Source organism: Pseudomonas sp. 3JA (assembly GCF_036961705.1).
GTDB classification, from domain to species: domain Bacteria; phylum Pseudomonadota; class Gammaproteobacteria; order Pseudomonadales; family Pseudomonadaceae; genus Aquipseudomonas; species Aquipseudomonas fluorescens_Q.
This window is the reverse complement of the sequence record NZ_JBAMDJ010000007.1, coordinates 201,129-220,141: the sequence shown is the minus strand read 5'-3', so window position 1 is coordinate 220,141 and position 19,013 is coordinate 201,129. Positions and strand designations below refer to the sequence as shown.

The following is a 19,013-nucleotide window of genomic DNA, read 5'->3' as shown; positions in this document are numbered from 1 at the left end:
AATCTCAGGGCAAGAGAATGGTCGACCCGGTCGTGCGCCGTGCCGACAGCTCGGTCTGGGCCTTGGCCGCTTCCGCCAGGGGATAACGCTGGTTGATGTCCACCTTGATCTTGCCGCTGCTGATCATCCCGAACAACTCGTCGGCCATGCGTTGCAGGTTTTCGGCGTTGTTGGCGTAGGTCGCCAGGGTCGGGCGGGTGACGTACAGCGAGCCCTTGGCCGCGAGAATTCCCAGGTTCACCCCTTCCACCGCACCCGAGGCATTGCCGAAGCTCACCACCAGGCCACAGGGGGCGACGCTATCCAGCGACGTCAACCAAGTATCCTTGCCAACCCCGTCGTACACCACGGGCACCTTCTTGCCGCCGGTCAATTCCAGCACTCGCTGTGCGACGTTTTCCTTGCTGTAGTCGATGGTTTCCCAAGCGCCGTGGGATTTGGCGATGGCGGCCTTTTCCGGCGAGCTGACGGTGCCGATCAGCTTCACGCCCAAGGCCTTGGCCCACTGGCAGGCCAGGGAACCCACGCCACCGGCGGCAGCGTGGAACAGGATGGTTTCGCCACCCTTGAGTTCATAGGTCTGGCGCAGCAGATACTGCACGGTCAGGCCCTTGAGCATCACGCCGGCCGCCTGTTCGAAACTGATGGATTCGGGCAGATGAACCAGGTTGGCCTCGGGTAACACATGCACATCGCTGTAGGCCCCCAGTGGGCCGCTGCCGTACGCCACCCGGTCGCCGACCTTGAACCGCGTGACGTCCGAGCCGACCGCCTCGACCACGCCCGCGCCTTCGGCACCCAGGCCCGATGGCAACGCCGGTGGCGGATAAAGGCCGCTGCGGTAGTAGGTGTCGATGAAATTCAGGCCGATCGCCTTGTTGCTGACGCGCACCTGCTGCGGGCCGGGCTCCGCAGGCGAGTAATCAACGTACTCGAGCACTTCGGGACCGCCGTGGGAACTGAACTGGATACGTTTGGCCATCTTCACTTTCTCCTTGTCGCAGTGATGCTATTGACTTAAGGCCACCGACAAACCGGTGGCGAGGGAGCTTGCTCCCGCTCGGCTGCGAAGCAGTCGTGATTCGTCGGCGCGGTGTGCCTGCTGCGGCGCATTCGGCAAGTTTTGGGGCCGCTTCGCGACCCGGCGGGGGCAAGCTCCCTCGCCACAAGACTTTTTACCAAGCCTGCTATCGGACTCCTATGCTTGACCGTCGTCAACTGTGGCGTGGGCAAGTGCGGTGGTATCCTGTGCGCCCATTTGCCACCGGCCCGCCATACGCCGCGTAGCGTAGCCCTGATCAAGGTGATGTCATGTCCACTCGCACCGAGGCCGTGAAAGCCTACCTGCTCGACCTGCAAGACCGTATCTGCACCGCCCTGGAAACCGAAGACGGCGGCACTCGCTTCGTCGAAGATGCCTGGACCCGGCCGGCCGGTGGTGGCGGTCGCACGAGGGTGATCGAGAACGGCACGGTGATCGAAAAGGGCGGCGTCAACTTTTCCCACGTCTTCGGCAGCGGCCTGCCACCCTCCGCCAGCGCCCATCGGCCAGAACTGGCCGGGCGCGGCTTCGAAGCCTTGGGCGTGTCGCTGGTCATTCACCCGCACAACCCGCACGTGCCGACCTCCCACGCCAACGTGCGCTTCTTTATCGCCGAAAAGGAAGGCGAAGAGCCGGTCTGGTGGTTTGGCGGCGGCTTCGACCTGACGCCTTACTACGGCGTCGAGGAAGACTGCGTCCATTGGCACCGTGTCGCCGAGCAGGCCTGCGCGCCGTTCGGCCCCGAGGTGTACCCGCGCTACAAAGCCTGGTGTGACAGCTATTTCCACCTCAAGCATCGCAACGAGCCCCGGGGCATTGGCGGCCTGTTTTTCGACGACCTGAACACGTGGGATTTCGACACCTGCTTCGCCTTCATCCGCGCCATCGGTGACGCCTACATCGATGCCTACCTGCCAATCGTGCGCCGCCGCAAGCACGATGCGTTCACCGCCAAACAGCGGGAATTCCAGGAGTTTCGCCGTGGGCGCTACGTGGAATTCAACCTGGTCTACGACCGCGGCACCCTGTTCGGGCTGCAATCGGGCGGGCGTACCGAATCGATCCTGATGTCCCTGCCACCGCAAGTGCGCTGGGGCTACGACTGGAAAGCCGAGCCGGGCAGCGAAGAAGCGCGGCTGACGGAGTACTTCCTGCAGGATCGCGATTGGCTGGCGACGGCCTGAACGAGGATTGTCCATGGACCGCTACGTTGTAATGGGTAACCCGATCGGCCACAGCAAGTCGCCGTTGATCCATCGCCTGTTTGCCGAGCAGACCGGGCAAACCCTGGACTACAGCACGCTGCTGGCGCCCTTGGAGGATTTCGCCGGTTGCGCCCGAGAATTTTTCCGCGAGGGACGTGGGGCAAACGTCACGGTGCCGTTCAAGGAAGACGCCTTCCGCCTGGCCGACACCCTGACCGAGCGGGCCCAGCGGGCCGGGGCGGTCAATACGTTGAGCAAACTGGCCGACGGTCGCCTGTTGGGTGACAACACCGACGGCGCCGGGCTGGTCCGGGACCTGACCGTCAATGCCGGCTTCAGTCTCAAGGGCAAGCGCATTCTGTTGCTCGGGGCCGGCGGCGCGGTGCGCGGTGCCCTGGAACCGCTGCTGGACGAAGCGCCGGCCTCGGTGATCATCGCCAATCGCACGGTGGAAAAGGCCGAATTGCTGGCCGAGTTGTTCGCCGACCTGGGCCCGGTTTCAGCCAGCGGGTTCGACTGGCTGCAAGAACCGGTGGACCTGATCATCAACGCCACCTCCGCGAGCCTGTCGGGGGATGTGCCACCGATTGCCGCCAGCCTGATCGAGCCCGGCAAGACGGTTTGCTACGACATGATGTATGGCAAGGAACCGACCTCGTTCTGCCGCTGGGCCAAGGAACACGGCGCGGCAGTGGTGATGGATGGCTTGGGTATGTTGGCCGAGCAGGCGGGCGAAGCCTTCTTCCTGTGGCGTGGAGTTCGTCCGGACACCGCGCCGGTGCTGGCCGAGCTGCGCCGCCAGCTAGCACTCTGACCCCCTGTGGCGAGGGAGCTTGCTCCCGCTGGGCTGCGAAGCAGCCCTAAAATACTCGACATGACAGGTTTACGGGCGCTTCGCACCCGAGCGGGAGCAAGCTCCCTCGCCACGGTTAATCTTCGAAGAGGATCGGGCAGTGCTCCGCCCCTTCCAGCTTCAACAACTCCTCCACCACATGCGGCCTGGCCTTGCGCAACGTCAGGCTACGCCCCTGGCCGCGCAGGCGCCGGGCTTCCTGGTGGAGCATTTCCACCCCGGAATAATCGATGAAGTTGATCTGCTGGGCATCAATCACCACCCGCGGCGCTTGCAGCCGTTGCAACCGGACTTGCAAGTAATGGCTGGCACCAAAAAAGATCGAGCCACCCACCCGTAGGATATCTGCCCCCCCTTCGTGGGAATGGTGCACGCGCGGCTGTGAGGTGCGCTTGAGGTAAAAGAACAACGAAGCCAGCACACCGGCATAGATGGCGGTTTGCAGTTCCAGCAACAGCGTGGCCAGGCAGGTCAGGCCCATTACCACGAATTCGGCGCGGCTCACGCGGTACAACGCACGGATGCCGCGATGGTCCACCAGCCCCCAAGCGATCAGCAGAATGCTGCCGGCCATGGCCGGGATCGGGATGTGCGCGATCAATTTCGCGCCAGCCACCGCGAACAGCGCCACCCACAAGGCCGAGAACACCCCGGCCAGGGGCGAACAGGCCCCGGCTTCATAGCTGAGGCCGGAGCGGGTGAAGGAACCGGCCGACAACGACCCAGAGAAAAATCCTCCAACAATGTTGGAAAGCCCCTGCGCCCTCACCTCCTGATTCGCGTCGAGCAATTGCCCGGAACGCACCGACAACGAACGGGCGATGGACAGGCTGGTGACCAGCCCGAGCATGCCCACCGCGACGGCACCGGGCAGCAGGCGCAGGATCAACTCCAGGTCCAGCGGCAGCGGCGTGAACGGCGGCAGGCGCCCGGCGAAAGCGCTGACCAGCGCCACATGCCCGAACATCGCCGGCCACAACCAGACCACCAGGCTGCTGATGACCAAAGTTATCAACAGGCTCGGCCAACGCGGCAGCAAGCGCTTGAGCACCACGCCCAGGACCAGGGTCCCCAAGCCCAGCAGCAGCGATGGCTTATCCACAGCCCCGATGTGGCTGACCAGCATCAGCAGCCCCCTCAACGCCGTGGCTTCGTTCGGCAGGTCGAGGCCCAGCAGGTTCGGCAACTGCCCCAGGGCGATGACCACCGCCGCGCCCAGGGTGAAACCCAGCACCACCGAGTGCGAGACGAAGTTCACCAGTGCACCGAAACGCAGCAGCCCCAGCAACCATTGGAAAATACCCGCCAACACCGTCAACAGCAGGATCAAGGTGATGTAGTCCTGGCTGGCGGGGACGGCCAGCGGACTGACGGTGGCGTACAAGACGATGGAAATCGCCGCCGTGGGCCCGCAGATCAAGTGCCAGGACGAACCCCACAGGCAAGCGATCAGTACCGGCACGATCGCCGCATACAAGCCGTATTCCGGCGGCAAACCGGCAATCAGGGCGTAGGCAATGGACTGCGGCAACGCGAGAATCGCACCGCTCAGGCCGACAACAAGATCACGGCCGACACTGGCGCGGGTCTGCCGGGGCAGCCAGCTCAGGAACGGAAAGAGTGAATGGCGAGTGGGGATTGCCATGGGGCCTCAAGGATGGGGTTTGGCGCAAGAGTATCAGGCGAGTGATCACCCGTGGCGAGGGAGCTTGCTCCCGCTGGGCTGCGAAGCAGCCCCAAAATCTGAGACGGCACGACACCGTATCGGTTTTGGGAGGGCTTCGCCCTCCAGCGGGAGCAAGCTCCCTCGCCACAAGAGCAACTCACCGGCACATGGGCTTTACAGCTTGGCCTTCACCGCCGCCAGCGCATCCTTGCCATCCAGGGTCTTCACACCGTCCAGCCATTTGTCCAGGACCGCCGGGTTGGCCTTGATCCAGGCCTTGGCCGCGTCGGCGTTGCTGACCTTGTTGTTCACCACCTCGGCCATGATGCTGTTTTCCATTTCCTGGGTGAAGCTCAGGTTGGTCAGCAGCTTGCCCACATTCGGGCAGGCCTGTGCATAACCTTTGCGGGTCAGGGTATAGACACTGCCCGTGTCGCCGAAGTATTTCTCGCCGCCTTTGAGGTAGTGCATTTTCAATTGCACGTTCATCGGGTGCGGGGTCCAGCCGAGGAAGGTCACGAACTTCTGTTTCTTCACCGCCCGGGAGACTTCCGCCAGCATCGCCTGCTCACTGGATTCCACCAGTTTCCACTCGCCCATGCCGAAATCATTGGTCTTGATGATTTCTTTCAGGGAGAGGTTGGCCGGGGCGCCGGAGCCGATGCCGTAGATCTTCTTGTCGAACTTGTCGGCGAATTTGTTCAGGTCGGCAAAGTTATGCACACCAGCATCCCAGACGTAGTCCGGGACCGCCAGGGTGAACTCGGTGCCGTCCAGGTTCTTGGCCAACTGCGTGACGTCGCCATTAGCCACGAACTTGTCATAAAAGCCCTGCTGCGCCGGCATCCAATTACCCAAGAACACATCCACCTGGCCATCCTTGAGGCCACCGAAGGTGATCGGCACCGCGAGGGTGTCGACCTTGGCCTTGTAGCCCATCCCCTCCAGCAGGAAACCGGTGATGGCATTGGTGGCGGCGATATCGCTCCAGCCCGGGTCGGCCATCTTCACCGTTTCGCAGCTTTGCTCGGCCCAGGCCGAAACACTGCTCAATGCCAACAGTCCAGCGGTCAGTACTGTGGATAACTTTTGCATGGCTTGCCCCTTACGTTATTGGTTTTGGCAGGGTTGTGGATAACGGGCCTTGCGCTCCAGATCGTCGAGGTCGATGTGGTTACGCATGTACTGCTGGCTGGCGTCCACCAGCGGCTGGTGATCCCAGCTCTTGAGTTTGCCCAGGGTCAGCGCCTGGGCGACAAAACGGCGGCGGCGCTGGCTGGCGAGCACCTGTTGATGAATGGTCGAAATGTCCCACTTGGCACGCGCTTCGGCGAGAAAATCGGCGAACAGAGCCTGATGCTCAGGGGATTGGCTGAGGTTCTCCAGTTCTTTGGGGTCGCGGCGCACGTCAAACAGCAGGCACGGGTCATCTTCGCTGTAGATGAATTTCCACGGGCCGCGACGGATCATCATCAGGGGGCTGATGGTGCCTTCGGCCATGTATTCACCGAAGACTTCATCATGCCCGCCCTGCCCTTGCAGATGGGGCACCAGCGAACGGCCATCCAGCGGCAAGCCCGGTTCCAGCGTGCCGCCGGCCAGCTCCACCAGGGTCGGCAGCAAGTCGGCGGTGGACACGGCCGCGCCCACCCGGCCACTGGCGAACTGCCCCGGAGCGCTGATCAGCAACGGCACGCGGGCGGCCATTTCGAACCAGTGCATTTTGTACCAGAGGCCCTTTTCGCCGAGCATGTCCCCGTGATCGCCAGAGAACACGATGATCGTGTCGTCCAGTAGACCAGTGTCTTCCAAGGTCTGCAGCAGCTTGCCGACATTGCTGTCAATGTAGCTGCATGCGCCGAAATAGGCGCGGCGGGCATCCCGGATCTTATCCACAGGCAGCGGCTTGTCCCACAGGTCATAGACCTTCAGCAGCCGCTGGGAATGGGGGTCGAGCGTCGTTTGCGCCGGGGTCTGCGGCAAAGGGATGTCGTTGTCGTCATACAAATCCCAGAACGCCTTGGGAATCGTGTACGGGTCGTGTGGGTGGGTCATCGATACGGTGAGGCAAAACGGCTGGTCACCGTCTTCGCGGATGTGGTCGAACAGGTACTGCTGGGCCTTGAACACCACTTCTTCATCGAAATCCAGCTGGTTGGTACGCACGCACGGCCCGGCCTGCAACACCGACGACATGTTGTGATACCAACTCGGCCGCACGTCCGGCTCGTCCCAGTTCACCGCCCAGCCGTAATCGGCCGGGTAAATGTCACTGGTCAGGCGTTCTTCGTAGCCGTGCAGTTGGTCCGGCCCGCAGAAGTGCATCTTGCCGGACAGCGCCGTGCGGTAGCCGAGGCGACGCAGGTAATGGGCATAGGTCGGCACGTCCGCCGGGAAATCAGCCGCGTTGTCGTACGCACCGATCTTGCTCGGCAACTGGCCGCTCACCAGGGTGAAACGCGACGGTGCGCACAGCGGGCTGTTGCAGTAGGCGGCATCGAACACCACGCCCTCGGCGGCCAGGCGCGAGAGGTTCGGCAGCTTGATCGGCGAAGGACCGTAGATCGGCAACATTGGCGCGGCCATTTGATCGGCCATGATGAAAAGAATGTTCTTGCGCTTCATGTATTCGCGGCATTCCATAGTAGGCAGTTATGCGACATTGCTGCGATTGAGCATGTAGCCCCCGGGTTTTGGGGTAAAGCCCATGCAGGATAATGACTAGGATAAGCACAGCTTATGTATGACGCCCTGGGTAACCTGTCCCTGGAACTGTTCCGTGCCTTTGAAGCCGCGGCCCGCCAACAAAGCTTTACCGCGGCGGCGATTGAGCTGGGCACCACACAACCGGCCATCAGCCAGCAGATCAAGCGCCTGGAAGAACAGCTGGGTACGCGGTTGTTCGACCGCATCTATCGCGGGATCGAACTGACCGAGGCCGGGACCATCCTGTTCGAGCAGGTCCAGGCCGGCTTGCAGAGCATCGATGCCGGGCTGAGTGCAATCACCGCCCAGCATCAGCATGAGGTGCTGCAAGTCGCCACGGACTTCGCATTCGCCGCCTATTGGCTGATGCCGCGCCTGCATCGCTTTCACGCCGCCAACCCCCAGGTGGATGTGAGCCTGGTGACCAGCGAGCGCAACCACAACATGTTGCGCACCGATATCGACGTTGCCGTGCTGTTCGGCGACGGTCGCTTCAAACAAGGTGAAAGTCGTTGGCTATTCAGCGAAGAAGTCTTTCCGGTGTGCAGCCCGCTGCTGCTCAAGGATCGTCCCCTGCCCTTGCCCCCCCAGGCCCTGGCGGAGTTTCCGTTGCTGCACCTGCGCGCGGGCAACAGCAACAGCTGGTTCGACTGGAGTGGGGTATTCCGCGAGCTGGGCATCACGTCACCACCGGCACCCGGGCAACTGCGCTTCGACAACTACACACTACTCATCCAGGCGGCGATTGGCGGTCAAGGCGTCGCCATCGGCTGGCGGCACCTTGTGGATAACTTATTGGCCCAGGGGCTGCTGTGTCGTCCGATCGCTGAAACGGTGCTGTCGCGGCTGGGGTACTACGTGGTCCTGCCTCAGCGTAAACGGCGCGGGGGGTTGATCCGGCTGTTTGTGGACTGGTTGATGGAAGAACAGGCTAACAGTGCTGAATCGCTCACGGGGTTGCCGTTGCCTTCGATTGCGGTTTGAGGCCGTGGCGAAAGCCATGTTTTAGGGCTGCTTCGCAGCCCAGCGGGAGCAAGCTCCCTCGCCACGGATGGGGATGTCGACAGCTAGTGGGCGGCCACAAAGCTGACATGCTCGCCCACATGCAGGTTCAGGCGCATCTCATCGGCGATGCCGACCGCCACCCGGTTGAGCCGCTCCAGGGATTCGGCCATGCCGGGTTCGAGGCTGGTACTGACCTGGCTGAAATGCTCGATGCCCAGGCCAGGCGCGGCATAGGGGGCGTTGATCAAGGTCCACTGCAAGGTGCTGTTCTTCAGGGCATCGAGCACTTCTTCGGCGGCATGACGCTGCAAATCGTCGTCCGTCGGCTCCTCGTCGAGCATCGCAAAGTCGCCCACCAGGAACAGCCGGGGAATATTCACCGCCTGCATGCCAGCAATCAGTGCATCGACGGCCAATACTTGCTCCACCGGGCCGGGAATCAGTGTGCGCTCCACTTGTTCGCTGTTCATCGGCAACCCCGGTGCGTTCAGCAGACACACCACGGCGCTGGCACCGGCAACACTTTGCTTGACCCGCTCGGGATCGAAAAGATCACCGGTCTTGGTCCGCAGGCCCGGGCGTGGAGCCAGCGCAGTAAGATCGTCGAGAATGGCGATGACTTCGTGCTGGCGCCGCAGCATTTCAGCCATCAACGCACTGCCGAGGCTGCTCATGGCACCATAGAGCACCACTTTGATGACCGGGGTTTCGGCGTTTTTCATGGCTGTTTTCCTCTTTAATCCCGCCTGTAAAGGCTCTGACCCGCGGCAAACGGCGAGGGTTCGGCCTCTTTTCAAGGAGTGACAGATGCAGCGGATCAAGGGCTACCACGCCCACGTGTATTTCGACGCCAACACCCTCGACCAGGCGCGGGCCCTGTGCGAGGAAGCGGCGCAACTGTTTGCGCTGAAAATGGGCCGTGTCCATCAACGCCCGGTCGGCCCGCATCCGGACTGGAGCTGTCAGCTGGCATTCGACCCGCAGTACATTGGCGTGGTCTTGCCGTGGCTGGCGCTCAATCGCAAAGGGCTGGTGATTTTCATGCACCCGGAGACCGGCGATGACCTGATCGACCACACCGAGCATGCGATCTGGATGGGGGCGGTGCGGCCGTTGGATCTTTCGGTGTTTAAGGCAAGCACCTGATTGCTTTGTTTAAACCAGAGACATGGTTCTGTGGCGAGGGGATTTATCCCCGCTGGACTGCGCAGCAGGCCCAAAAGGACAGAATGCACTCTCCAGATATTGCAGAATGACGGGTTTCAGGGCCGCTTCGCGCCCCAGCGGGGATAAATCCCCTCGCCACAGGAATGCTGCTTAATAGGTCATCATCTGCGGCTCGTCACCCATTTACCCTGCGAAAGCTTGCTGAAAGCTAGCGCGATTAGGATCACCACACTTCCGGCAAAAGACCGGTCGGCCAAAAGCGAGCTTTCAAGGCTCGTTCGGCCCTTTTAACAACAACAATGGTGATTCTGATGTCCGCTGCTATCCGTCCCGCTGCACCCACTCCATCCGTCCCCCTCGTGCTCTGCATCTCGCGCTGACCCGTCCGGTTCGCCTTTCATAGCCGCGCCACGCCTGGAGTATTTCCCATGCTGACTTTCCTTGGCTTCGCCATGGTCATCACGTTCATGTTCCTGATCATGACCAAGCGCCTGTCCGCGCTGATCGCCTTGATCATCATCCCGATCCTGTTCGCCCTGTTCGGCGGTTTTGCACCGAAAATCGGTCCGATGATGCTCGAAGGCATCACCAAGCTCGCCCCGACCGGGGTGATGCTGATGTTCGCAATTCTGTATTTTGCCCTGATGATCGACTCCGGCCTGTTCGACCCGGCCGTGCGCAAGATCCTCAAGCTGGTCAAGGGCGACCCGTTGAAAGTTTCGGTCGGTACCGCCGTTCTGGCGCTCGTCGTTTCCCTTGATGGTGACGGCGCGACCACTTACATGATCTGCGTGGCGGCGATGCTGCCGCTCTACAGCCGTATCGGCATGAGCCCACGCATCATGGCTGGCCTGATCATCCTCGCCGGCGGCGTGATGAACATGACCCCGTGGGGCGGTCCTACTGCCCGGGCGGCCAGTGCGTTGCATGTCGATCCGTCCGACATTTTCGTGCCGATGATTCCGGCGATGCTGGCCGGTGTGGTGGCGATCCTGGCGATTTCCTACATGTACGGTAAACGCGAACGCGCTCGCCTGGGTGAATTGCACCTGGTGGGTGATGAAATCGACCACAGCGAAATCAGCGTTTCCCAGTTCCCGGACGCCCGTCGTCCGAAGCTGATCTGGTTCAACGGCGCGTTGACCCTGGGCCTGATGTGCACCCTGATCGCCGGCCTGTTGCCGCTGCCGGTGCTGTTCATGGTGGCCTTCAGTATCGCGATGATCGTCAACTACCCGTGCCTGCAACAGCAGAAGGATCGCGTTGCGGCCCACGCCGGCAGTGTACTGGCGGTGGTCGGGCTGATTTTCGCGGCTGGTATCTTCACCGGCATCCTGTCCGGCACCGGCATGGTCGACGCCATGTCCAAGAGCCTGCTGGCGGTCATCCCGGAATTCCTGGGTCCTTACCTTGCGGTCATCACTGCACTGGTAAGCATGCCGTTCACTTTCTTCATGTCTAACGATGCATTTTATTACGGGGTGTTACCGGTTCTCGCCGAAGCCGCCAGCCACTACGGCATCACCGCTGTCGAAATGGCCCGTGCCTCGATCGTCGGCCAGCCCGTCCACCTGTTAAGCCCGCTGGTTCCGTCGACTTACCTGCTGGTGGCGCTGGCCGGGATCGAGTTCGGCGATCACCAACGCTTCACCCTGAAGTGGGCAGTATTGGTTTGCCTGTGCATAATGTTCGCCGCGTTGCTGATGGGGATTTTTCCGCTGTTCAGCACTCTATAAAAGCAATGCCTGCTGCGTCGCTCGTCGGCGCGGCTTAACACTCGCTCAAAGGAACTCACATGGAATGGCTGACCAACCCGGAAATCTGGGTTGCCTTCTTCACCTTGACCGCCCTGGAAATTGTCCTGGGCATCGACAACATCATCATGATTTCGATCCTGGTCAGCCGCATGCCCAAGCACATGCAGGCGCGCACCCGGATCTTCGGCCTGGCGCTGGCCATGGTCACACGGATCCTGTTGCTGCTGTCCATCACCTGGGTCATGCGCCTGACCGCCGATCTGTTCGAAGTGTTCGGCCAGGGCATCTCCGGACGTGACCTGATCCTGTTCTTCGGCGGCCTGTTCCTGCTGTGGAAAAGCTCCCAGGAGATGTACCACGCGCTGGAAGGCGAAGATGAAACCAACGAGGCGCCTTCGGGCAAGGGCGGCAATTTCATCTACACCATCATCCAGATCGCGATCATCGACATCGTGTTCTCCCTGGACTCGGTCATCACCGCCGTCGGCATGGTTTCCCATGTGCCGGTGATGGTGGCGGCGATCATCGTCGCCGTGCTGGTGATGATGCTGGCCTCGGCGACCATCAGTGAGTTCATCGACAAGCACCCGTCGCTGAAGATGCTGGCGCTGTCGTTCCTGCTGGTAGTGGGTACCGTGCTGATCGCCGAGTCGTTCGACGTGCATGTGCCAAAAGGCTACGTCTACTTCGCCATGGCGTTCTCCCTGGCGGTGGAAGCCGTCAACATCAAGATGCGCACTGCGATTGCACGCAAGCGCAAACAGCAGGACCCGGTGAAACTGCGCAAGGATATGCCGGGTCAGTAATGGCGTGGGGCATTTGAATGAAGGGGCTCTTTGGAGCCCCTTTTTCATGCCGGTATGAAAGTGGCCCGCTCCCACAAGCCCGCGCTCGCCTGATCGATATAGGAGGCTTCAAGATCGTCGGCGTATTTCTATGACAGTTTTGTTTCAAACGATTCTTTAGCTGTGCAATGCTGGCGCCCGAACCGTTCGCCAACTACAGCTTAAGTACAAGAAAGAAGAATGTGGCATCGTCAATTTGTCCCTTTGGGACGCTAACAGGGGGCTCCTCATGCTGACCCTGCTGAATTTGCTCTCCGCCGTCGCCCTGCTGATCTGGGGCACGCATATCGTGCGTACCGGCATCTTGCGGGTCTATGGCTCGAACCTGCGCCATGTCATCGGCCAGAACATGTCCCGGCGCTGGCTGGCCTTTGTCGCGGGCATCATGGTCACGGCCATGGTCCAGAGCAGCAACGCCACGGCCATGCTCGTCACCTCGTTCGTCGGCCAGGGCCTGATGGCGCTGACCCCGGCCCTGGCGACCATGCTCGGCGCCGATGTCGGCACCGCGCTGATGGCACGGGTGCTGACCCTCGACCTGTCGTGGCTGTCGCCGCTGCTGATTTTCCTCGGGGTGATTTTTTTCCTGTCGCGCAAACAGACCCGCGTCGGGCAAATGGGTCGGGTCGGCATCGGCCTGGGCCTGATCATCCTGGCCCTGCAATTGATCGTCGAAGCCGCGACGCCCATCACCCATGCCCAGGGCGTGAAAGTGATCTTCGCCTCGCTGACGGGCGACATCCTGCTCGATGCGTTGGTCGGCGCGATGTTCGCGATGATCTCCTACTCCAGCCTGGCGGCCGTGCTGCTGACCGCCACACTGGCCGGGGCCGCGGTGATCAGCCTGCCGGTGGCCATCGGCCTGGTGATTGGCGCCAACATTGGTAGCGGCGTCCTGGCCTTTCTCAGCACCAGCATGCAGAACGCCGCCGGGCGCCAGGTGGCGTTGGGCAGCCTGTTGTACAAGCTGATCGGCCTGTTGCTGATCATTCCGGTACTCGATCCGCTGGTGGGCTGGCTGGACAGCCTGGATTTCAGCCCCCAGGAAACCGTCATTGGTTTCCATCTGCTCTATAACACCGTGCGTTGCCTGGTGCTGCTGCCCAGCGTCGGCCCCATGGCGCGGCTCTGTGCCTGGTTGCTGCCGGAACGTCTGGACACCAACGGCACGGCCAAGCCGCGACATCTGGACCCTACCGCCCTCGCCACTCCGAGCCTGGCGCTGGCGAACGCGGCCCGGGAAACCCTGCGTATCGGCGACCTGATCGAAAACATGCTCGAAGCCATGCTGGACGTGCTGCGCGGCCAGCAGACCGCGGTGACCCAGGACGTGCGGCGCATGAGCGATGACGTCGAGGCGCTGTGCAGTGCAATCAAGTTGTACATGGCGCAAATGCCCCGTGAAGACCTCAGCGAACAGGACAGCCGCCGCTGGGCGGAGATCATCGAACTGGCGATCAACCTGAAACTGGCCAGCGACCTGATCGAGCGCATGTTGCGCAAGGTCCAGCAACAGAAGACCTCACAACGTCGCTCCTTTTCCGACGTGGGCCTGGAGGAATTGGCGGGGCTGCACAGTCACTTGATCGCCAACTTGCGGCTGGGGCTGTCGGTATTTCTCAGTGCCGACCGGGAAAGCGCCCGTCAGTTGCTGCGTGAGAAACGTCGCTTTCGGGCGCAGGAACGGCGCATGGCCCATGCCCACGTCAGCCGCTTGCAGCGCAAGATCGTGCAAAGCCTGGAGACCAGCTCCCTTCACTTGGAGCTGATTGCCGACATGAGGCGCCTCAATTCGCTGTTTTGCGGCAGTGCCTATGTGGTCCTGGAGACCGCCGAGATCGGCGCACTGGCGGCGGATGAAATTAGCGACATCACCCATTCGCCGTGAACGACTGGCGCATTGGTCAGTCAGTAACATTGGCTCGGGCCTGAAACCGTTCACCGGCCCGCCTGCTCCCGTTGTCATGAATACCGCATAGATTCGATGGGGGGAGCGAGCCGACTCCGGGCGACGATCCGCCGATGACGGCCTGCCCGGCACCATGGACCTCCACTCAGCCGCCAGGAAGCCCTTATGCGTTGTCTGTTGTTCGCCTTTCTTTTACTCGGCTCACTGCCCGTGGTCGCCCTGGACCGGTTCCAGGTCGAAGGCTATACGTTGCCCAACGGCATGCAGCTGATGCTCAAGCCGGGCAGCGAGCGCGGGCATGTGGCGATCCGCTTGGTGGTCGGCGTGGGCCTGGACGACTTCAGTTGCGCCGACAAGGAACTGCCGCATCTGCTCGAACACCTGCTGTTCAGCGGCGTCGATGAGAGCGGTGAAGGCGGCCTGGAAGAGCGCATGCAGGCCTTGGGTGGCGAGTGGAATGCCTTCACGAGCAACGCCGACACTACGTTCGTGATCGAGGCGCCAGCACGCAATCAACGCAAGATCCTGGACCTGCTGCTGGCGCTGTTGACCCGCACCCGCATCGATGAAAAAGCCCTGGAGGCGGCCAAGCGGGTGGTTGAACGCGAGGACGGCGGCCACTACACCCACCTGCAACGCTGGCTCGATCACCAGGACCTGGGCCACAAGGCCAGCAACCAGTTGGCGGTTGAGCTGGGCCTGCGCTGCGCGGAACGGGCCGAGGTCGAGCGCCATACCCTCGCCCGACTCGAACAAGTGCGCAAGGCCTGGTATGCACCGAACAACATGACCCTGATCGTGGTCGGCGACCTCGACCGACTGTTGCCGGCCTACCTGGAGCGCGCCTTTGGCGAACTCGAGCCGGTGGAGCCCAGCCCACACGAGGCGCTGCCGCAGATCCGCTACAAGGCGGTCACCAAGCGCAACCTGATCCATGGCCTGGTCGGCAATAGCGCCAAGCTTCATTGGCTGTTCCCGGAGCCGGTGCTGGATGAGCAGCATGACGAAACCTTCGACCTGCTCAAGGATTACCTGGACTGGGCGCTCTATCGCCAATTGCGCCTGGCCCGTGGCTTGTCCTACGGGCCGTGGACCGAACGCGAGGTGTTCGGCGGCGTCGGCTTCTTCAGCCTGAACGCGGACCTGTCCCGCGAAGACTTGCCCGAAGCCGAACAGGCGCTGGAAGAACTGCGCAAGAGATTGCTCAAGGATGGCCTGGACCCCGCCGATTTCGTGCGCATCAAACGTGCGGCCATTGCCCATCAGTCCTGGGCGGTTCAAGGCAACAGCGCACTGGCCGATTACTACTGGGGCGCCCTGGGCGATTATGAAGACGGCCGTTTCGCCAACCCGGCCCTGCGCCTGCAGGAGGTAAGCCTGGAACAGGCCAACGTGGCCCTGCGCGAACTGCTCAAGGACCCGGGTTACCTGCGCATCGAAAAGCCGTTGCTCAGTGACGATGAGCTCGTCTGGGGGCTGGGCGGTCTGTTGGGGGTGCTGTTGCTTGGGTTGGTGGTGTGGCAAGTGCGTCGGCGGGCCCGACCAGAATCTGGTTGATCCGCCCTGTGTGCGAGCTTGCTCGCGATAACTCCAGCCCAGGGCAACTCAAATCCCGTGGCGAGGGAGCTTGCTCCCGCTCGGCTGCGCAGCAGGCGCAAACCGGGCGATGCGATTTACCTGGATAAATGCTGGGGCCTGCTTCGCAGGCCAGCGGGAGCAAGCTCCCTCGCCACAAAAGAGCATCACGGCACGCGTCGCGATCCTCGCCATGTCACCGCCCTGACGATACTCTGTCAGGGATATTTCCTACGACTTACTGTGAAACCACCGCATGCAAAACCTGACGGTCTATATCCAGCGCCTCCTTGAATTGATGAAGCGCTATCCAGGGGTCATTGCGCTCGGTGGCTTCATTTCCGGGGTCGGCAGCTTCATGCTGGTGGATCGCCAGCAGGGCCTGGCGACCTGGATCGCCATCATGATGCTGGTGAGCTGGCTCTGGCTGATGGTCGAGAACAGCATGACCCGGCTGTTCACGCGGATTTTCAAACGGGAAATCCCCCAGCCGCTGCTGCGCTACGCCACGCAGATGATTCACCAGGAAAGCCTGTTTTTCGTCCTGCCGTTTTTCTTCATCACCACCACCTGGAACAGCAGCCAGCTGATTTTCACCGGCCTGCTGACGATCGCGGCGCTGATCTCGATCACTGACCCGCTGTACTACAAATGGCTGGCGCCTCGGCGCTGGGCGTTCCTGGCCTTGCACACGCTGACGCTGTTCGCCGCCCTGCTCACCGCGCTGCCGGTAATCCTGCACCTGACCACCGACCAAAGCTTCAAGCTGGCGCTGGGCATTGCGATGCTGCTGTCGTTTCCCAGCCTGGCCTCGATCTTCCCGATCCGCACCGTGCGCAACGCCCTCGCCATTTTGTGTATCACCGTCGGGATTGGCGCCGCCGGCTGGGTGCTGCGCTCCTGGGTGCCACCGGCCACGCTGTGGATGACCGAAGTGGCGATCAGCACCCAACTGGAAGATCGCACGCCGGGCGCCAGCCTCAAGGAAGTCAGCGCGGCCCAGATTCGCGGCAACGGCCTGTACGCCTACACCGCGATCAACGCGCCACGTGGGCTCGACGAGCGGATCTATCACGTCTGGCAGTTCAACGGTAAGGAAGTGGATCGTATTGCCCTGGACATCCATGGCGGACGCAAGGAAGGCTATCGCGCCTGGACCCACAAGCAGAACTTCCCGGACGACCCGACAGGCAAATGGCAGGTGCGGGTGCTGACGGAAAATGGCCAGATGATCGGTGTGCTGCGTTTCAACGTGAGCGCCGCTGCACCGGCAGCAAAATGATGGCGATTGTGCTATCAGGTAGCGCTGTTCAAGCCAAACGAGCATGGAGCTTATGACCCCCAGCCCCCACATGGGCAGTGCCCGACTCGACACGTCCGGCTCGCCGGCGCAGCTGTGGATCAGCGGCGACTGGACGCTGGCCCATTACCCACAGCTCAAGCGCCTGGCCGAATCGCTGCGCGGCCGGTACGACGAAAACACCCTGATCGACCTCAACGGCCTCGGTGCCCTCGACACCGCCGGGGCATCGTTATTGGTGGAACTGCTGGGCTCCGAACGGCTGGGCAAGACTACCGAGCACCCCGATTGCAGCTTACCGGCCGCCGAGCGGGCGTTGTTGCAGACGGTCTATTGCTCGCTGACGGACTTCTGTGTGCCGGTGAAAGAGCCGCAGGTCAGCGTGCTGACACAACTGCTGACCCGTATCGGCCGCGCCGTGGAAAAAGTCTGGCAAGACACCCTGCAACTGCTGGGTTTTGTCGGCCTGATTCTGGAAACCCTGGCCCGCAACCTGTTTCGCCCCAGGCGCTGGCGCATGACAGCGATGGTCGTTCACATCGAACAGACCGGCCTGGACGCAGCCCCCATCGTCGCCCTGCTGACGTTCCTGGTGGGCGCAGTGGTGGCCTTTCTCGGCGCAACGGTGCTGGCCGATTTCGGCGCCAGCATCTTTACCGTGGACCTGGTGGCCTTCTCGTTCCTGCGTGAATTCGGCGTGTTGCTGACGGCGATCCTCATGGCGGGCCGCACCGCCAGCGCGTTCACCGCGCAGATTGGCTCGATGAAGGCCAACGAAGAAATCGACGCGATCCGCACCCTGGGCCTCGATCCGGTCGAGTTGCTGGTGATTCCACGGGTACTGGCGCTGTTGGTGGCGCTGCCGATGCTGACCTTCCTGGCCATGCTCTCGGGCATTATCGGTGGCGGCGTGGTTTGCGCTTTGTCGCTGGGTATTTCACCGGCCATGTTCCTCACGCTGTTGCAGTCGGACATTGGCGTGCAGCATTTCCTGGTGGGGATGGTCAAGGCGCCGATCTTTGCCTTCCTGATCGCTGCCGTGGGTTGCCTGGAAGGTTTCAAGGTCAGTGGCAGTGCCGAATCGGTCGGGGCTCACACCACGTCCAGCGTGGTGCAGTCGATTTTCGTGGTGATTGTGCTCGATGCCGTGGCCGCGCTGTTTTTCATGGAGATGAATTGGTGAGCCAACCCTTGCGACCGCCCACCGAGACGGTGATTCAAGTGCGCGGCCTGTGCAATCGCTTTGGCCGCCAGAGCGTGCATGAAAACCTCGACCTGGACGTGTACAAGGGCGAGATCCTTGCCGTGGTCGGCGGCTCCGGCAGCGGCAAATCGGTGCTGCTGCGCAGCATCGTCGGCCTGAACCGACCCAGCGAAGGTTCCGTGCGGGTGTTCGGCGAGGACTTGCCGAGCCTGCCCCCGGAACAACGTTCACGGGTGGAACGGCGCTTTGGCGTGTTGTTCCAGAAAGGCGCGCTGTTCTCATCATTGACCGTGACAGAAAACGTCGCCCTGCCGCTGATCGAACACGCCGGGCTCAGCCGGGCCGACGCCGAGCACTTGGCGGCTGTGAAGCTGGCCTTGGCCGGCCTGCCGTTATCGGCCGCCGACAAATACCCCGCCTCGCTGTCCGGCGGCATGATCAAGCGCGCCGCCCTGGCCCGTGCGCTGGCCCTGGACCCGGACATTCTGTTTCTCGACGAACCCACCGCCGGCCTCGATCCCATCGGTGCGGCGGCGTTCGACCAGTTGATCCTGACACTGCGCGATGCCCTGGGCCTGAGCGTGTTCCTGGTCACCCACGACCTGGACACCCTCTACACCATCACGGACCGGGTGGCGGTACTGGCGCAGAAAAAAGTACTGGTGGCCGATGTCATCGACAAGGTGTCGGAAACCGACGACGCCTGGATTCACGAATACTTCCATGGCCCTCGCGGCCGCGCGGCGTTATCGGCCGCTACACAATCGAACGAGGTTTGA

Annotated in this window: 16 protein-coding genes; 11 read left to right on the top strand and 5 right to left on the bottom strand. The window is 62.1% G+C overall.

Translation table 11 applies throughout. The features are described 5' to 3' along the window. Window positions 1-4: 4 nt before the first annotated feature. On the bottom strand, window positions 5-982 hold the full coding sequence (locus V7773_RS08120) for an NADPH:quinone reductase (protein WP_336072949.1): 978 nt from the start codon (window positions 980-982) through the stop codon (window positions 5-7). Window positions 983-1,311: 329 nt separating this feature from the next. On the opposite strand from V7773_RS08120, the gene hemF reads away from it, so the two are divergent. Beyond that, window positions 1,312-2,226, top strand: a complete 915-nt coding sequence (hemF, locus tag V7773_RS08115) for an oxygen-dependent coproporphyrinogen oxidase (protein ID WP_063323592.1) — start codon at window positions 1,312-1,314, stop codon at window positions 2,224-2,226. Window positions 2,227-2,239: 13 nt separating this feature from the next. Next, the gene (gene aroE / locus V7773_RS08110; RefSeq protein WP_336072947.1) at window positions 2,240-3,061 is read left to right on the top strand and encodes a shikimate dehydrogenase; all 822 of its coding nucleotides are present in this window, start codon (window positions 2,240-2,242) and stop codon (window positions 3,059-3,061) included. Window positions 3,062-3,176: 115 nt separating this feature from the next. Here aroE and V7773_RS08105 read toward each other — a convergent pair whose 3' ends face one another. The 3 genes from V7773_RS08105 to betC all read right to left on the bottom strand — a co-directional run bounded on the left by V7773_RS08105 (window position 3,177) and on the right by betC (window position 7,391). Continuing rightward, on the bottom strand, window positions 3,177-4,745 hold the full coding sequence (locus V7773_RS08105; protein WP_336072945.1) for a SulP family inorganic anion transporter: 1,569 nt from the start codon (window positions 4,743-4,745) through the stop codon (window positions 3,177-3,179). A 195-nt stretch (window positions 4,746-4,940) separates the two neighbouring features. Next, window positions 4,941-5,861, bottom strand: a complete 921-nt coding sequence (choX, locus tag V7773_RS08100) for a choline ABC transporter substrate-binding protein (RefSeq protein WP_092347755.1) — start codon at window positions 5,859-5,861, stop codon at window positions 4,941-4,943. Between the two features lie 15 nt (window positions 5,862-5,876). Continuing rightward, entirely contained in the window at window positions 5,877-7,391 is a 1,515-nt protein-coding gene (gene betC, locus V7773_RS08095) for a choline-sulfatase (protein ID WP_336072944.1), read from the bottom strand. A 114-nt stretch (window positions 7,392-7,505) separates the two neighbouring features. Between betC and V7773_RS08090 the strand changes: the two genes are divergently transcribed. Further along, window positions 7,506-8,456 carry a choline sulfate utilization transcriptional regulator gene (locus tag V7773_RS08090; protein ID WP_072348779.1) on the top strand — a complete coding sequence of 317 codons (951 nt, stop codon included), beginning with the start codon at window positions 7,506-7,508 and terminating at the stop codon, window positions 8,454-8,456. 83 nt (window positions 8,457-8,539) lie between these two features. On the opposite strand, the gene V7773_RS08085 is transcribed toward V7773_RS08090, so the two are convergent. Further along, window positions 8,540-9,199, bottom strand: coding sequence for an NAD(P)-dependent oxidoreductase (locus V7773_RS08085; protein WP_336072943.1), 660 nt, complete (start codon window positions 9,197-9,199; stop codon window positions 8,540-8,542). An 85-nt stretch (window positions 9,200-9,284) separates the two neighbouring features. On the opposite strand from V7773_RS08085, the gene V7773_RS08080 reads away from it, so the two are divergent. The 8 genes from V7773_RS08080 to V7773_RS08045 all read left to right on the top strand — a co-directional run bounded on the left by V7773_RS08080 (window position 9,285) and on the right by V7773_RS08045 (window position 19,013). Continuing rightward, on the top strand, window positions 9,285-9,623 hold the full coding sequence (locus V7773_RS08080) for a DOPA 4,5-dioxygenase family protein (protein ID WP_092463958.1): 339 nt from the start codon (window positions 9,285-9,287) through the stop codon (window positions 9,621-9,623). A gap of 449 nt (window positions 9,624-10,072) precedes the next feature. Continuing rightward, window positions 10,073-11,380, top strand: coding sequence for a CitMHS family transporter (locus V7773_RS08075; protein ID WP_014335839.1), 1,308 nt, complete (start codon window positions 10,073-10,075; stop codon window positions 11,378-11,380). Window positions 11,381-11,439: 59 nt separating this feature from the next. After that, the gene (locus V7773_RS08070; RefSeq protein WP_336072942.1) at window positions 11,440-12,207 is read left to right on the top strand and encodes a TerC family protein; all 768 of its coding nucleotides are present in this window, start codon (window positions 11,440-11,442) and stop codon (window positions 12,205-12,207) included. Between the two features lie 268 nt (window positions 12,208-12,475). After that, window positions 12,476-14,134 (top strand): Na/Pi cotransporter family protein, encoded by a 1,659-nt coding sequence (locus tag V7773_RS08065; protein ID WP_336072941.1) that lies wholly within the window; start codon window positions 12,476-12,478, stop codon window positions 14,132-14,134. A 186-nt stretch (window positions 14,135-14,320) separates the two neighbouring features. Beyond that, entirely contained in the window at window positions 14,321-15,712 is a 1,392-nt protein-coding gene (locus V7773_RS08060; RefSeq protein WP_336072939.1) for a M16 family metallopeptidase, read from the top strand. Window positions 15,713-15,986: 274 nt separating this feature from the next. Further along, window positions 15,987-17,012, top strand: a complete 1,026-nt coding sequence (locus V7773_RS08055) for a DUF5924 family protein (protein WP_336072938.1) — start codon at window positions 15,987-15,989, stop codon at window positions 17,010-17,012. Window positions 17,013-17,064: 52 nt separating this feature from the next. Continuing rightward, window positions 17,065-18,213 (top strand): ABC transporter permease, encoded by a 1,149-nt coding sequence (locus V7773_RS08050; protein ID WP_336072937.1) that lies wholly within the window; start codon window positions 17,065-17,067, stop codon window positions 18,211-18,213. Beyond that, the gene (locus tag V7773_RS08045) at window positions 18,210-19,013 is read left to right on the top strand and encodes an ABC transporter ATP-binding protein (RefSeq protein WP_092148889.1); all 804 of its coding nucleotides are present in this window, start codon (window positions 18,210-18,212) and stop codon (window positions 19,011-19,013) included. Before V7773_RS08050 ends, V7773_RS08045 begins: the two co-directional genes overlap by 4 nt.

What these genes read in the sequence shown, in the direction of transcription:
- V7773_RS08085 (WP_336072943.1), bottom strand. Translation starts at nt 9,199, where the DNA reads ATGAAAAACGCCGAAACCCCGGTCATCAAAGTGGTGCTCTATGGTGCC.
- V7773_RS08080 (WP_092463958.1), top strand. Translation starts at nt 9,285, where the DNA reads ATGCAGCGGATCAAGGGCTACCACGCCCACGTGTATTTCGACGCCAAC.
- betC (WP_336072944.1), bottom strand. Translation starts at nt 7,391, where the DNA reads ATGAAGCGCAAGAACATTCTTTTCATCATGGCCGATCAAATGGCCGCG.
- V7773_RS08065 (WP_336072941.1), top strand. Translation starts at nt 12,476, where the DNA reads ATGCTGACCCTGCTGAATTTGCTCTCCGCCGTCGCCCTGCTGATCTGG.
- V7773_RS08060 (WP_336072939.1), top strand. Translation starts at nt 14,321, where the DNA reads ATGCGTTGTCTGTTGTTCGCCTTTCTTTTACTCGGCTCACTGCCCGTG.
- V7773_RS08075 (WP_014335839.1), top strand. Translation starts at nt 10,073, where the DNA reads ATGCTGACTTTCCTTGGCTTCGCCATGGTCATCACGTTCATGTTCCTG.
- choX (WP_092347755.1), bottom strand. Translation starts at nt 5,861, where the DNA reads ATGCAAAAGTTATCCACAGTACTGACCGCTGGACTGTTGGCATTGAGC.
- V7773_RS08090 (WP_072348779.1), top strand. Translation starts at nt 7,506, where the DNA reads ATGTATGACGCCCTGGGTAACCTGTCCCTGGAACTGTTCCGTGCCTTT.
- aroE (WP_336072947.1), top strand. Translation starts at nt 2,240, where the DNA reads ATGGACCGCTACGTTGTAATGGGTAACCCGATCGGCCACAGCAAGTCG.
- V7773_RS08120 (WP_336072949.1), bottom strand. Translation starts at nt 982, where the DNA reads ATGGCCAAACGTATCCAGTTCAGTTCCCACGGCGGTCCCGAAGTGCTC.
- V7773_RS08050 (WP_336072937.1), top strand. Translation starts at nt 17,065, where the DNA reads ATGACCCCCAGCCCCCACATGGGCAGTGCCCGACTCGACACGTCCGGC.
- V7773_RS08070 (WP_336072942.1), top strand. Translation starts at nt 11,440, where the DNA reads ATGGAATGGCTGACCAACCCGGAAATCTGGGTTGCCTTCTTCACCTTG.
- hemF (WP_063323592.1), top strand. Translation starts at nt 1,312, where the DNA reads ATGTCCACTCGCACCGAGGCCGTGAAAGCCTACCTGCTCGACCTGCAA.
- V7773_RS08055 (WP_336072938.1), top strand. Translation starts at nt 15,987, where the DNA reads ATGCAAAACCTGACGGTCTATATCCAGCGCCTCCTTGAATTGATGAAG.
- V7773_RS08105 (WP_336072945.1), bottom strand. Translation starts at nt 4,745, where the DNA reads ATGGCAATCCCCACTCGCCATTCACTCTTTCCGTTCCTGAGCTGGCTG.